General features: G+C 64.1%; 12 protein-coding genes and 1 tRNA gene. 7 read left to right on the forward strand and 6 right to left on the reverse strand.

The features are described from left to right. Positions 1–299: 299 nt before the first annotated feature. Positions 300–794: a GNAT family N-acetyltransferase gene (locus tag EB835_RS11705; protein ID WP_135809654.1), complete on the reverse strand. Its 495-nt coding sequence runs from the start codon at positions 792–794 to the stop codon at positions 300–302. Positions 795–891: 97 nt separating this feature from the next. Next, positions 892–1,647, reverse strand: a complete 756-nt coding sequence (locus tag EB835_RS11710) for a lipoate--protein ligase family protein (RefSeq protein ID WP_240688706.1) — start codon at positions 1,645–1,647, stop codon at positions 892–894. A 109-nt stretch (positions 1,648–1,756) separates the two neighbouring features. Here EB835_RS11710 and tmk point away from each other — a divergent pair, with 109 nt between their 5' ends. Further along, positions 1,757–4,666: a dTMP kinase gene (gene tmk / locus EB835_RS11715; RefSeq protein WP_135809655.1), complete on the forward strand. Its 2,910-nt coding sequence runs from the start codon at positions 1,757–1,759 to the stop codon at positions 4,664–4,666. A gap of 1 nt (position 4,667) precedes the next feature. Next, a complete protein-coding gene (locus tag EB835_RS11720; protein WP_135809656.1) occupies positions 4,668–5,825 on the forward strand; it encodes a DNA polymerase III subunit delta' in 1,158 nt (385 codons plus the stop codon). A 38-nt stretch (positions 5,826–5,863) separates the two neighbouring features. Here the strand turns inward: EB835_RS11720 and EB835_RS11725 are convergent, their stop codons facing one another. Continuing rightward, positions 5,864–6,991 (reverse strand): M20/M25/M40 family metallo-hydrolase, encoded by a 1,128-nt coding sequence (locus EB835_RS11725; RefSeq protein WP_346763152.1) that lies wholly within the window; start codon positions 6,989–6,991, stop codon positions 5,864–5,866. A 230-nt stretch (positions 6,992–7,221) separates the two neighbouring features. On the opposite strand from EB835_RS11725, the gene EB835_RS11730 reads away from it, so the two are divergent. Continuing rightward, positions 7,222–7,294: transfer RNA gene (locus EB835_RS11730), tRNA-Thr, on the forward strand. Positions 7,295–7,454: 160 nt separating this feature from the next. Here the strand turns inward: EB835_RS11730 and EB835_RS11735 are convergent. After that, positions 7,455–8,063 carry a TetR/AcrR family transcriptional regulator gene (locus tag EB835_RS11735; protein WP_135809657.1) on the reverse strand — a complete coding sequence of 203 codons (609 nt, stop codon included), beginning with the start codon at positions 8,061–8,063 and terminating at the stop codon, positions 7,455–7,457. On the opposite strand from EB835_RS11735, the gene EB835_RS11740 reads away from it, so the two are divergent. After that, complete coding sequence (locus tag EB835_RS11740; RefSeq protein WP_135809658.1) at positions 8,041–8,655, forward strand: HXXEE domain-containing protein; 615 nt, start codon at positions 8,041–8,043, stop codon at positions 8,653–8,655. The two genes, EB835_RS11735 and EB835_RS11740, sit on opposite strands and share 23 nt — an antisense overlap. A gap of 82 nt (positions 8,656–8,737) precedes the next feature. Next, positions 8,738–9,172, forward strand: coding sequence for a hypothetical protein (locus EB835_RS11745; protein WP_135809659.1), 435 nt, complete (start codon positions 8,738–8,740; stop codon positions 9,170–9,172). A 199-nt stretch (positions 9,173–9,371) separates the two neighbouring features. On the opposite strand, the gene EB835_RS11750 is transcribed toward EB835_RS11745, so the two are convergent. Together EB835_RS11750 and EB835_RS11755 are read right to left on the reverse strand one after the other, a co-directional pair. Then, positions 9,372–9,683 (reverse strand): hypothetical protein, encoded by a 312-nt coding sequence (locus EB835_RS11750; protein ID WP_135809660.1) that lies wholly within the window; start codon positions 9,681–9,683, stop codon positions 9,372–9,374. 88 nt (positions 9,684–9,771) lie between these two features. Continuing rightward, positions 9,772–10,173 (reverse strand): hypothetical protein, encoded by a 402-nt coding sequence (locus EB835_RS11755; RefSeq protein ID WP_135809661.1) that lies wholly within the window; start codon positions 10,171–10,173, stop codon positions 9,772–9,774. Between the two features lie 297 nt (positions 10,174–10,470). On the opposite strand from EB835_RS11755, the gene EB835_RS11760 reads away from it, so the two are divergent. After that, positions 10,471–11,679, forward strand: coding sequence for an acetyl-CoA C-acetyltransferase (locus EB835_RS11760; protein WP_135809662.1), 1,209 nt, complete (start codon positions 10,471–10,473; stop codon positions 11,677–11,679). A gap of 1 nt (position 11,680) precedes the next feature. Next, on the forward strand, positions 11,681–13,858 hold the full coding sequence (locus EB835_RS11765) for a 3-hydroxyacyl-CoA dehydrogenase NAD-binding domain-containing protein (protein ID WP_135809663.1): 2,178 nt from the start codon (positions 11,681–11,683) through the stop codon (positions 13,856–13,858). Positions 13,859–13,907: the final 49 nt, after the last annotated feature.

Consider the following 13,907-nt stretch of genomic DNA (forward strand, 5'->3'; position numbering starts at 1 on the left):
TAACCCTGTCCTGATCAGGTCCCAGAATTGGGCCTCGACCGTGCTTGGCAGGGAACGGGGTCCGGGACGGACCATGGCAACATCCTCCTCACTGGAGGTGTTGCGACGACTCCTTGAACCCAAGCGCCGAGAACGCGTTGGATCGACCAGACAATCGCGGGTTCCTGAGACTGACCTCGACATAGAGGCCACCGCAGCCGCAGCAGCGGCGTCAGCTGTGCGACTCGGCCGGCCGGTAGACACGAGACGTCGCCGCTCGGAGCCGTTGAGGTTTCTCGACGTGCGTTCCTGCGATCGCGTCAGCCGCGCGACGAATCCGCGAAGTCGGTGAGTGCCTGCCCATCGAGGCGATAGGTCTCCCATTCGTCCTGCGGCTCGGCTCCCAGCGATTCGTAGAATCCGATCGAGGGTGTGTTCCACTTGAGCACGCACCACTCGAGCCGAGTCAGTCCACGCTCCTGGCAGATCTGGGCCAGCCGACCGAGCAGCGCCTTCCCAGCACCCGAGCCACGATGTTCGGGAGCCACGAAGAGATCCTCGAGCCAGATGCCGTTCTTGCCCGTCCAGGTAGAGAACGAATGGAACCAGATCGCGATGCCGATGACCTCGCCGGCCGACTCGGCCACGACCCCGAACGTGTTCGCACGGCCATCGTCGGGGAACATCACTGCCGCGAAATCCGCCTCGGTGGCCTCGACAGCATCCGGCTCCTTCTCATAGACGGCCAGTGCATGGACGAGTCGCAGGATGTCAGGCAGGTCCGCAGACCCTGCTTCACGAACGGTGACGGTCATGGTGTCTGCTCCCAATGTCGTTCGGTCAATGTCATTCGGGTTCCGAAATTCGTACTGAGTCCCCGACCTTCGCCGCACTCAGCATCCGCCACCGGCTTCAGAGCCGGTGCCTGTCCGCATGGGCGGCCACCTCGGCGAGCTCCTCGGCGGTGGGGGACAGGGGTGAATGCGGATCCGCGTCGGAGTAGAAGGCGGCGAATGCCTCGGCGACGGAATCGATCGTCACCTCGGGATGGATCTCACTGATCGATCCGCCCGTCGACGGGTCCCATTCGATTCCGAGTGCGGCTTCGACATCGGTGAGCACTGCGCGGATCGGATCGGGGTCCTCGACGACGACGGACGAGGAGAAGAGCCAGGCGCCGGAGACCACCCTCTGAGCGGTGCCGATCGCCTTGATCCGTCCAGCCACGTTGACGCTGTGCTCGCCGGGACAGTATTCGCCGGGAATCTCACCGAGGCGGGCATCGATGCCCAGCCCCAGCAGCACCTCGACATAGTCCTGCCCGAAACCGGTGAACCGGGCATTGGTGTTCGTGATGAATGAATCACTCGGTTCGATGTGATCGATGACCAGCGAACCCGGATGATACGCCGCCGCACGCCCGCCGAGGCTGCGCAGGGCAGGCGTGAAACCGTGGTCCCGTGCCGCTTCGATCGCGGTGGCGAAACCGGGCAGGAAACGATCCCGGGCACCGAACGCCAAGGTCGGGGCCGGTCGGTACATCCGCAGGGTAGCCCCGCGACGTCCCGCCTTGACCGAATCGAGGAGGACGCGGGCGAAGGCGAGTTCCTCCACGGGTCCCAGGCCTTCTGCAGCCACCGTGGTCATCGCCAGTCTGTCTGTGTGCACGAGTTCAAGAGTAGAGGATCGGCAGGCTTCAGCCGTGTTCGGGATGTCGCAGATCGCACTCCGTTCCAAGAGATATGTCAGTCGGGGCAGATAGTGTAGGGCTGTGAGCATGTTGACGACTACAGGACACCGACTGCCCGGAGCCCCCGGCCGATTGGTCACCGAGACCGCCGCCTGGGGTGCCCTGATCGCGCTTGTCGCGATCGGCTACGTCGTGGCAGGAACCAGCGGACTCGTCGCGACGGTGGGCGGACGCGCCTTCACCGCGATGGGGGAGTCCATCAGCGCCGGAGGGTTCGACAATCAGATGGGCAGTCTGTCGCTGCTCATCGTCTTCGCCCTCTCCTGTGCCGGTCTCTTCATCCCCGCAAAGGTCTTCGCCTCCCGACCGCCGGCGGTGCGCAAGACCGCTCTGAGCATCTCCGCGGTCATCGAAGCCGCACTCCTCGTCGTCCTCAGCCTTGCGCCCAGCGCCTGGCTGACCTGGGTCGCAGCATTGTTCCTCGGTGCCGTGGTGGGCCTGCTCATGAGTATCAACCCGTTCAGACACGAGAAGCCGTGGCGCCGTGTCGGCATTCCCGCAGCGGTCCTCGTCTTCGTCTCCTGTGCCTTCCAGATCCTCGGCGGATCCACTGCCGGCACTCAATCGCTCGGGTGGGTGGCTCTGCTGGTGGGCATCGGCATGGCCGCCGGCTCCGTCATCATCTTCCTCACGCCCGAACGCGCGCTGCACGCGGAGTCCGCGACGACCGGACAGTTCCCCGAACTCAAAGCCCGGGTGGCACGTCCCGCCGAAGCGATCGCGAATCCGTGGGTGTGCATCGGCCTCTTCGTCGTCCTCGGCGCCACCTTCATGCTCGCTCAGCCGACAGCGATCGGCCACGGCTACGGTCAGGCCGGTTTCGCGCTCATCATCGCCTGCTGCCTCGTCGGATGGGCCATCGGATTCGAGATGGGACCGACGTTCGCCCCCGGAATGTCCCGTCCGCGTGTGTCGACGTTCGCTCTGCTCGTCTCGGGAGTGCTGTTGCTGGCCACCGGCGGAATCAACGAACTCTCCGGCAAGGTCGTGCTCTCGGCCGCGATCGCGTTCCTCGTCGGCATCGGCGTGCGTGCTCAGCCCTATGACTTCTCCCGCCGTTACGGGGCGGTCGCCGGTGCCGGCCTGGCACTGGTGATCAACGCACTCGACCTCGGCGGCACGGTCGAAGTCGGATCGAGCCCCGACTGGGTGCTGGCGCCCAGCGACGTGGCATTCCTCATCTTCGGCATCGCCGCCCTCATCGCCGGAACCATCGGACTCTTCACCTTCGACCCGCACAAACTGCAGGGACTGTCCGTCGACATCGTCCACGGATTCCGGCCACCCACCCAGCCCGAGACCGCAGCCGGCGGACTCGGAAATTCGGCCGAACGCCTCGGCGCAGGGTTCTTCATCGCCATCGAAGGCGGCGACGGATCCGGCAAGTCCACGCAGATCAAACGCATCTCCGCTGCCCTGGCCGATGACGGCTATCACGTGGAATCCACTCGCGAACCCGGCGGCACCGAACTGGGGACGAAGATCCGTTCCGTCCTCTTCGACTCGGACCCGCCGAGCCCACGCACCGAAGCCCTGCTCTTCGCCGCCGACCGCGCCCATCATGTGGCGTCCTTAGTCGATCCCAGCCTCGACGCCGGAAATATCGTCATCACCGATCGGTACATCGATTCGACGATCGCCTACCAGTCGGCCGGTCGCAGCTTCGACGAGAAGACGATCCTCGCGCTGAGCCGGTGGGCCACCCAGGGACTCGTGCCGAACCTGACGATCGTCCTCGACATCGAACCCGAGGTTGCCGCGGAGCGGATGGGCAGACGCGGTGAAAGCAACTACCTCGACGAGGAGAATCAGCAGTTCCACCAGCGGGTTCGTCAGACTTACCTGTCCCGTGCACACAAAGAACTCGACAGGTACCTCGTCTTCGATGCGTCGATCGATGCCGATGAGCTGACCGAACAGATCCTCGCCGCCATCCGTGCCCGCCTTCCGCAGACCATGGTCAAACGCGACACCGGCACCGAGGAGGCCCCCGCCTCCACTTCGAACGCTGAGGCCGACAGCGGCCCAGAACGCGGTTCCGTACCCATCGCTGCCGTAGCCGCCGGAGCAGTGCCCGAAGAGAGCACTGCCGGAGCAGCCGCCGACAGCGATGAAGACCTCTCCGATGACAGCCGTGCAGCTGAGGCTGACCACCGCGATGCAGACAACGACGCCGACGGCAGCGACGCGACCGCCGAAGCGGCCGCTGACGACACACAAGACGATGATGCGAGCAGCGATGAGGGGGTGCATGAGCGTGGACCCCACTTCGTCCCCGCTTCCGGAGATCGTTTCGTCCCCTCTGCCATCTCCGACGCCGAGGCTGAGATCTCGGGTGCCGTTCCCACTGAACGCGTCGACCTCGGAGCCGATCTGCGGGAGGACCCGGCCGCCTCCTCGAATGGGCAGGAACCTGCAGACCGAGTCGAAACACACTCGGCGGCAGCGGACGATTCTGAGGCGGAGACCGATGACTCGGGATCGGCTGGGGTCGACGAGGACGCGGCGACAACGGTGCTTCCAGCCCGAGGAGCCACCTCGGAAGCGCTCATCGACGACAGCGACGATGCCGAAGGCGTGCCGACAGACCGAATCGCCGCGGACGAAGACGCGGAGACCCGAATCGTCAATCGCGACGATGCCGAAGAAGCCGAAACCCGAGTGGTCCACCGTGCAGAACCGAGCAGCGGGGCTTCGGACGATCTCGACGCCGAATCGACCGCTGATGCTGAGACGGGCGACTCAGCCGACGAATTGGCCGAGGACCCGGCGGACGCTGGTGACGCAGAGACCACGGTCCTGCCGGTCCGCAGCGCACGGGAGATGAGCCGTGAACGGCTGCAGGCCCAGGCGGAGATCGAACGACAGGCTCGAGAGCGGCTGCGCAGGCAGCGCGAACGCAACAGTCGGCGGTTCAGCAGCCCGGAGGATTCCTGAAGTGAGCGTCTTTGACGAACTCGTCGGCCAGGATGACGTCATCACCCAGTTGGGCTATGCCTTGGACGATCCGGCGGCGATGACCCACGCGTGGCTGTTCACCGGTCCGCCCGGCTCAGGCCGGTCGAATGCGGCTCGCGCCTTCGCCGCCGCCCTCATCTCCGGGGGCACGGAATCCAACGAAGTGACCGCCCGGGTGCTGTCGGGCCATCACGAGTCTCTGACGATCATGTCGACCCAGAAGTCGGTCATCTCGATCGAAGAGGTCCGTGAGCTCGTGTCCAAGGCGCAGGCGTCGCCGGTGAACTCGAAATGGCGGGTCGTCATCATCGAAGACGCCGATCGGATGATGGAACGCACCGCGAACGTGTTGCTCAAGGCCATCGAAGAGCCGCCTCCGGGTACCGTGTGGCTGCTGTGCGCGCCGAGTCCGATCGACGTGCTCACCACCATCCGGTCGCGGTGCCGGCCGGTGCGCCTGCGCATTCCCTCCAGGGATGCCGTGGCGCAGCTTCTGATGCAGCGCGACAACGTCTCCGAGGACCGTGCGCATTGGGCCGCGGCCGTGGCCCAGAACCACATCGGGCGCGCGAAATACCTGGCGCTCAACGAGTCGGCCGATGCCGAACGCAAACAGATCCTCGCTATTCCGGGCAAACTCACCTCGGTGGGGGCGACGATCCGCTTGGCCGGTCGTATCGTCGACGCCGCCGCAGAGACTGCGAAAGCACGAGTCGAAGAGCGCAACGCCGTCGAACGCGCTCAGCTTCTGACCACTCTGGGCGTCGAAGGGGAGAAGACGATCCCGCCCTCGGCCCGAGCACAGATCAGGAAGCTCGAGGAGGAGCAGAAGCGTCGCTCGGTGCGGGCCCGCAATGATGAGCTCGACCGGATCTTCCTCGAACTCATGAGTCTCTATCGCGACATCCTCATTTACCAGCTGGGGATCCGTGACGGGTGGATCAATGCCGGCGAGGTCGACCTCATCGCCGAGCAGGCGAACCGGGACGGCCCTGACACGACCCTGCTGCGCATCGACGCCATCACCGAAGCCAGACACCGCTTGCAGACGAATATGTCCCCGGTGCTCATCGTCGAGGCGGCCTTCGTGCTGCTGTCGAATCCGTGGCTGCAGGAAGACCGCACCGACGCGATCTGACGGCCGAAGCTCGCGCTGCCTGGGGACTCGCTACTGCCTCAGGCCTCGCCGAGGAGCTCTGCGACGAGTGCCGCGGTGAGTTCGATGCGGCGAGGAATCCAGATCTGCAGGGCATGTTCGGTTCGGGCGTGGGAACCTCCGCCGACGGTGCCGAGACCGTCAAGGGTCGGTGTTCCGACCCCGGCGGTGAAGTTGCCGTCGGACCCTCCGCCGACGGCGACCGACCGCAGCGGGGGATGCCCGAGTCGACCGGCCAGCCGTTGGGCCCGGGCGTAGAGGCCCATCGCCATGTCCTCCTCGAGAGGGGCACGGTTGATTCCGCCCTTGAGCTCGATCTTCGCGCCGGCGACTGTGGGCCGCAGAGCGCGCAGAGCGGCATCGATGCGCACCTGTTCATCCGCCGAGGCGGCTCTGGAGTCGATGCCGACAACGGCTTTGGCAGGCACAGTATTCGTGGTCGATCCGCTGGTCATCACGGTCGGGACGACCGAAGTCCCGACCGCAGGCCTGTGCAGTGCGGCGATCTCGATGACTTGGTTGGCCACCTCGATGGTGGCATTGATGCCCTTCTCCGGCTCGACTCCGGCATGCGATGCCAGACCGGTGACGTCGAGTTGGTAGATCGCAACACCCTTGCGAGCGATCTTGACGGCACCGTCGGCGGCACCGCTTTCGAACACGAGAGCGGCTGTCGCCCCGCGTGCTTCGTCCTCGATGATCTGCCGGGAGCCCGGAGAACCGAGTTCTTCATCGGCGGTGATGAGGAGGCTGACACCGTCAAGCCTGCCGAGTTCGGCCCGGACCTTCGCCAGCGCGTAGACGGCTATGAGCAGTCCGCCCTTCATATCGTCTGCGCCGGGCCCGCGGACCACTCCGTCCTTGACCGAGTAGGGGAAATCGGCGAGAGTGCCGGTCGGCCAGACGGTGTCGTGGTGGCCGATCAGCACGACCTTGCGCTGGCCGCTGCCGAAGCGCCACAGCACATGTGGGTGGCCATTGGTCTCGATGATCTGAGGTGCGGCGCCGAGCATTCCGGTGCCGATGCGGGAGACGAGACGGGCACTGCGGGCCAGCGATGAAGGGTCGTTGGAGAATGACTCGCATTCGATGAGCGCCTGGAAATCGCTCATGAAGTCGTCGGAGTCGAACTCTGCCACGGATGCCACCGTCACCTTCTGCGCTATCTGATCGTCTGTCCTGTCCAGGTTAGCGTCTTCTCTTTCACCCGGCGCTCTCGGCATAGTCTGACGGCACCGAGGTGGCCCGTCCTTCCGCCGCAGAGCTCCCACCGCAGGTGGAGCAGATTCGCGGTCCCAGACGTCCCCGCGGGGACGCCGATTCGGTTCGTCGCTCGTTTTGACCACCGGTGTCCTGGTTGGCTAAAGTTAGGTCGGTTGCCGCCTTAGCTCAGTCGGCAGAGCGATTCACTCGTAATGAATAGGTCGCGGGTTCGATTCCCGCAGGCGGCTCGGCAACAGCCCCTCCCACCAAGAACAACACTGGCGGGGAGGGGCTTTTCGATTTCCGGACTTCGGCGAACAACAATGCGGTTACGATGCGCTTTGGGTTGAATGCGGTTACGATGCGCTTTGGGTTGTTCTCAGTGCCCTCGGAGGTATCGGCAAAGACTCATCTGGTGTCGATGGCGATGCGAAGGTATCGGTCGAGCAACCTCGGTCCCAGCTCGCTCGCCACAGCAGCCTCCGATCTCGCCAGCCGGAGGGAGAGGCCATCCATCAGTGATTGAAGGAGTAATGCGTCCTGCTCGACGTCTGCGTCCACGGAGCTTTCCGTTTCCTCGTTCTCAGGGATCGGGATTCCCCGACGTGCGCGGACGATTCTCGAGTAGAGACTGTGAAGCTTGGAATCGGTCTGCTGCTTGAGCTCCGTCAGCCTCGGGTCCGTTTCGGCATGGGCGACGAATGCCAACCAGACCATGTATTCGCGGCGACGTTCGGCGTCCAAAGGCAGTAGGTCAAGCAGGATCTCCTTCGTCCACCCGTGAACATCGCCCCACCGCGGACGGCGTGACAGACGGTTTTCGACGGTCGCTGAAGTCTGCGCCATGGCATAGCGGATCATCTCGGCGCGGGTCGGGAAATGGTGCTGGACTCCTCCCGCGGTGACGCCGGCTTCTGCGGCGACCGAGCGGACGCTCACCCCCGCGATCCCATCCCGCGCCACAACGCGCTGGAGTGCTTCCGCCAATCTGTTCTTGCCGCCTCTTGAATCGCTCACAACCCCAGGTTACAGTCGTATGGTCGAACAATACAACTGTAAGGGAGCAGTGATGATTATGACTTCGGCGGCAGTCGGACACAAAGACCATTCCGCGATTGGCGATGCAATCGGCCAGACAATGCTGTGGCTGGCAGTCGCTGTCTCCGTCGTGGTGCACAACACCGAGGAATGGCTGCTCGATATGTCGGGCTGGATTGCCGCGCATCCGTGGTTTCCTGGGAGCTCATTGCACGGTGACAGGAGCGAATTCGGCCTTGTGCTCGCTCTGGTAGCTGGTGCCGTCGTTGCCCTTGCGCTCTTCGCGATCATCGTCCGTCCAACCTGGAGTGCCGAGGTTCTGGTGTGTGTGGCGTATGCACTCATCGCCAACGCGGTGAGCCACTCGGTCTTCAGTCTGCTGTCGTGGTCGGTGATGCCGGGCCTGATCAGCGGCCTCGCTCTCCTCGTGCCGCTTAGTCTGATGATCGTGCGTCTGGTCCCACCCGTGCAATGGAGGATCTCGACCGTGATTCTGACCGTTCTGGTCGCAAGCGGAATCACAGCCGGAGCTTTCATGCTCGTTGCTGCGTCCGCAGGCATCAGGGCGTGAAGGTGCGCTCATGGTGAGAAAGCGATCTGGGGCCGCATATGACAGACCGTCAGCTGTCGGGTCGCACCGGGGGTCTCCGGGGATGTCCGTCTCAGTGGCGTCCGGGATCGCCATTGTGGCGCTGCTCGTATGGCAGTTCTCCGGTGTCGCTGACGGTGGCTCTCAAGTCCAAGTCCTCAACTCGGATCTGGCCGTAGTCTGGCAGACCGTCATCGTCGCCTCCGTCGGAGTGAGCACGCTGTGCTCCTTGGTGATGTGGCGATTGAGGAGATGGACAAAGCCTCTCGCGCTGGTCAACGTCGCAGCCAACGTGGCCGCCGCGACGGCGATCGTTGTCCTGGCTGCAAAGGGTGTGTTCTTCGCGGAAACGCCGTCCGCACTGACTGATACGGGAGACGATGCCGTGGAACTTACTGGGATCTTCCTTCTCCTCGTCGTGATCGTGGCGATTTGGGACGGTCTCGACGGACTTCAGCGTGTGGCTCGGGTTGACCATGTTGAGCGAAGCGTCCGGTAGATGGGCGGGGTACTCCGCGCTCCGACGAAAGTCCGCGGTGCAGTGGTGAGAATCGATTCCGCGCGTGGAACGACGCACCCAGCGAAAGAGACTGGTATGACTACGAACGACGACCCACCATGGACAGGGCTGGTTCCCGTTGACGACACGGCCCTGTTCGTCACCGATTCGGGCGGGCGCGGCACGCCGATCGTCTACCTCAATGGAGCCTACGCGGATCGGAGGCATTGCAGTCGGCTGATCTCAGCCCCTCCATGTCGAACCCCGCACTCGTCAGGAACCTGCCCTTGGGGATTATGTTGTCCTCGCTGCCGGATCCTATGCTGATGATCATCATCGTCGTCGGGCTTGGCTTCTGCCCGGTCTCGACGACATCAGGCAGGACCGCCTTGATCGTCTCCTCGTCGGTGATAACACTGGTTGAGGGTCCCTTGTCGAACTCGAACGCGCCGGAGGAATGTGTCGGCAGATCCAGGTCGATCGCTGCACCTTCGTGGTCGGGTTGGGACACCCCTTCGATCGCTATCGTGCGAGCACTGCGGAGGCGTGCTGAGACCAGTCTATTGCCTGTCCCCGTGCCCGAAGGTGCAGCGAACGGGCTACTTCTTCTTCGGCTTGAACGATGTCGAGCACTTCCAGGTCGTCTTGCCCTTCTTCGCGGTGACGGTCACGGAAACCTTCTTGCCCGGTGTTGCCCCGGAAATGTAGTACTTCAGAGAGGCCTTGCCCTTCTTCGATGCGGTAGCCTTCTTCTTCGTCTTCGTCGTCTTGTAGTGGGCGATCGTCGTCACCTTGGCCTTCGAACCGACCTTCGAGACTTTGACAGAGGTATTCGAGTACTGGCGCGGCTTCTTGATCGACATCGTGGCCGAGCACTTCTTCGTCGCTGCTTCCGCCGGGGCCGCGTCGACGGCGATGGGGCCGGCGAGGAGGCCGACGGCCAGAGTGAGTGCCAAGAGCTTCGAGCCCGACTTCGTGCGGGCAGGGGTGGTCAAGGACATGATTCTCCAAGGGATTCCGAGCTGATGTGTCGATTTATCATAATCACTTCTGTCGTCAAAAGAAACATGAACTCGTCGACAACCGAAGAAGTCGTGAGATCCAGTCTGAGAAGCCGCGAAACCCAATCGAAGAAGTTATGGGGCCCGATCGCAGGACGGGCTCACTCCCGCCTGCACCGAGGCTCGAACGCGTGTGTTGCCCGTCACCCGAAACCGGGGCACAATGGGACGTGCGAATGTTACTGAACGATCGATCAGATCTCGTGGTCGATCTTCCATCCAGACTGTGAGGAACACATGAGCGAAGCGTTCATCTATGACGCAGTGCGCACCCCACGCGGCAAGAACCGCGGTGGTGCGCTGCACAGCGTCAAACCCATCGACCTCGTGACCGGGCTCATCGACGCTGTTCGTGAGCGCAACCCTGATCTCGACGACAAGGCCATCGACGACATCGTCCTCGGCGTTGTGTCCCCAGTCGGCGAACAGGGCTCGGACATCGCCCGCGTCGCCGCCATCGTCGCGGGACTCGACGAGTCCGTCGCCGGTGTTCAGGTCAACCGCTTCTGCGCCTCCGGACTCGAAGCCGTCAACCTCGCCGCCCAGAAGGTCGGCTCCGGATTCGAGAACCTCGTCCTCGCCGGCGGCGTCGAATCGATGTCGCGTGTGCCGCTGGGATCCGACGGCGGAGCGTGGGCACAGGACCCGACGACGAACTACGACACCTACTTCGTCCCGCAGGGCATCGGTGCCGACCTCATCGCCACCACAGAAGGCATCACCCGCGCAGACGTGGACGCCTTCGCCGCCGAATCGCAGAAGCGTGCCGCCGCGGCATGGGAGAACAACCTCTTCGAGAACTCGATCATCCCGGTCAAGGACATCAACGGCATCACCGTGCTCGACCGTGACGAGCACATCCGCCCCGGCTCGTCCGTGGAATCCCTGTCGCAGCTGCCCCCGGCCTTCGCCAAGCTCGCAGCACAGACCGGCTTCGACGAGGTGGCTCTGCAGAAGTACCACTGGGTCGAAGCCATCGACCACGTCCACACCGCCGCGAACTCGTCCGGAATCGTCGACGGCGCCTCGCTCGTCATCCTCGGCGACGAGGCAGTCGGCCAGACGATGGGGATGAAGCCCCGCGCCCGCATCGTCTCGACCGCAGTCACCGGCTCCGAACCCACCATCATGCTCACCGGACCGACCCCGGCGACGAAGAAGGCCCTCGACAAGGCGGGCATGACCGTCGACGACATCGATCTGTTCGAACTCAACGAGGCATTCGCCGCCGTCGTGCTCAAGTGGATGAAGGATCTCGACATCCCCCACGAGAAGGTCAACGTCAACGGCGGAGCCATCGCCATGGGCCACCCGCTGGGAGCCACCGGCGCCATGATTCTGGGCACTGTCCTCGACGAACTCGAACGCCGCGACCTCAAACGTGGACTCGTCACCCTGTGCATCGGCGCAGGCATGGGCATCGCGACGATCATCGAAAGGGTCTGACATGACGAACACTGAAACCACCGCTGCCGACTACCAGCGCACCACCGATGCCGATGGCATCGTCACCGTCGTCATCGACGAGCCGGGTGCCAAGGTCAACACCATGAACGACTACTTCGCAGCCGCCCTCGAGGCGACCGTGGAGTGGCTCGAGGCCAACGTCGACGACATCACCGGCGTCGTCCTCACCTCCCCGAAGAAGACCTTCTTCGCCGGCGGAAACCTCAACAAGCTGCGCGAGGCCGACCCGGCCCATGCCGCAGAGGAATTCGAGACCGTCGAACATCTCAAGAAGGTGCTGCGCCGCCTCGAGACCTTCGGCAAGCCGGTCGTCGCCGCCCTCGGCGGTGCGGCACTGGGCGGCGGACTCGAACTCGCCCTTGCCTCTCACCATCGGATCGCCGCCGATGACAACCCGAGCGCCCGCTTCGGCTTCCCTGAAGTCTCCCTCGGGCTGCTGCCCGGCGGCGGAGGCGTCGCCCGCTCGGTGCGCATGCTCGGCATCCAGACCGCACTGCAGAACGCTATCCTGCCGTCGACGAAGTTCAAAGCCGCCGACGCACAGGCACTCGGCCTCATCGACGAACTCGCCCCCGCGGCCGAACTCGAATCCAAGGCGAAGGCTTGGATCAAGGAGAACCCGGAAGCCGTGCAGCCCTGGGACGTCAAGGGCTTCAAGATCCCCGGAGGCTCCCCGTCCTCGCCGAAGATCGGTGCGTTGCTTCCCGCACTGCCGTCCCTGCTGCGCAAGCAGGGCAAGGGTGCGCCGATGCCGGCTCCGCGAGCCGTGGTCGCCGCAGCGGTCGAAGGCGCCCAGGTCGACATCGACACCGCGCTGACGATCGAATCCCGCTACTTCGTCAACGTCACCCACACCTCGGTGGCGAAGAATATGATCAAGGCGTTCTTCTTCGACCTGGGACACATCAACTCCGGCGGCTCACGACCCGACGGTGTCTCACCGCGACAGGTCAAGAGGCTCGGTGTGATCGGCGCCGGAATGATGGGCGCTGCGATCGCCTACAGCGCAGCGAAATCAGGCATCGAGGTTGTGCTCAAGGACGTCGAACTCGCCAGCGCTGAGAAGGGCAAGGCCTACGCCGCCAAACGTGAGGAATCGGCTCTGGCGAAGGGCAAGACCACCGAGGCGAAGTCCCAGGCCGTCCTCGACCGGATCACCCCGAGCGCCTCCGCCGAGGACTTCGCCGGAGTCGACTTCGTCATCGAAGCGGTCTTCGAATCCGTCGACCTCAAGCAGAAGGTGTTTCAGGAGATCCAGGACGTCGTCGAGCCCGACGCAGTTCTGGGTTCGAACACCTCCACCCTGCCGATCACGGAACTGGCCACGGGAGTCAACCGGAACAAGGACTTCATCGGCGTCCACTTCTTCTCACCGGCCGACAAGATGCCGCTGGTCGAGATCATCTGCGGCGAGAACACCTCCGACGAGGTCCTCGCCCGCACCTTCGACCTCGTGCAGCAGATCAAGAAGACCCCGATCGTCGTCAACGACTCACGCGGATTCTTCACCTCCCGGGTCATCGGCACCTTCATCGCCGAGGCGGTCGCTGCCGTCGGCGAAGGCGTGGAGCCGGCCAGTGTGGAACAGGCGGCACTGCAGGCCGGATACCCCACCGGTGCTCTGCAGCTGCTCGACGAACTCACGCTGACGCTGTCGCAGAAGATCAATCAGGAGACCCGCGACGCGGTCGAGGCCGCGGGCGGCACCTGGGTCGCCCACTCCTCCGAGGCCGTCTTCGACTGGATGGTCGAGCAGGGTCGGACCGGACGCAAGGACGGTGCCGGCTTCTACGACTACGACGAGAACGGAAAGCGCACCACGCTGTGGCAGGGCGTGCGCGAAAAGTACGAGTCCGGGTCGAACGATCAGCCCTTCGCCGATCTGCAGGAGCGGATGCTCTTCGCCGAGGCGATCGAGACGATCAAATGCCTCGACGAGGGAGTGCTCACCTCGGTGCCGGATGCGAACATCGGTTCGATCTTCGGCATCGGATTCCCCGCCTGGACCGGTGGCGTTCTCCAGTACGTCAACCAGTACGAGGGCGGACTGTCCGGCTTCGTCGACCGGGCGAATGATCTGGCTGCGAAGTACGGCGAGCACTTCACCCCGCCGGCTTCGCTGGTCGAGCGCGCGAAGACCGGTCAGACCTACGAGTAGGATCTGCCTGCTGGAATAGCCCCATGGCCTTCCGGTGTTGTCCAGTCAC

Source organism: Brevibacterium sp. S22 (genome assembly GCF_004745485.1).
In the GTDB taxonomy this organism is placed as follows: Bacteria; Actinomycetota; Actinomycetes; order Actinomycetales; family Brevibacteriaceae; genus Brevibacterium.

Excerpts from the sequence above, each read along its gene's own strand:
- EB835_RS11705 (WP_135809654.1), bottom strand. The coding sequence starts at position 794 with ATGACCGTCACCGTTCGTGAAGCAGGGTCTGCGGACCTGCCTGACATC.
- tmk (WP_135809655.1), top strand. The coding sequence starts at position 1,757 with ATGTTGACGACTACAGGACACCGACTGCCCGGAGCCCCCGGCCGATTG.
- EB835_RS11745 (WP_135809659.1), top strand. The coding sequence starts at position 8,738 with ATGTCCGTCTCAGTGGCGTCCGGGATCGCCATTGTGGCGCTGCTCGTA.
- EB835_RS11755 (WP_135809661.1), bottom strand. The coding sequence starts at position 10,173 with ATGTCCTTGACCACCCCTGCCCGCACGAAGTCGGGCTCGAAGCTCTTG.
- EB835_RS11760 (WP_135809662.1), top strand. The coding sequence starts at position 10,471 with ATGAGCGAAGCGTTCATCTATGACGCAGTGCGCACCCCACGCGGCAAG.
- EB835_RS11765 (WP_135809663.1), top strand. The coding sequence starts at position 11,681 with ATGACGAACACTGAAACCACCGCTGCCGACTACCAGCGCACCACCGAT.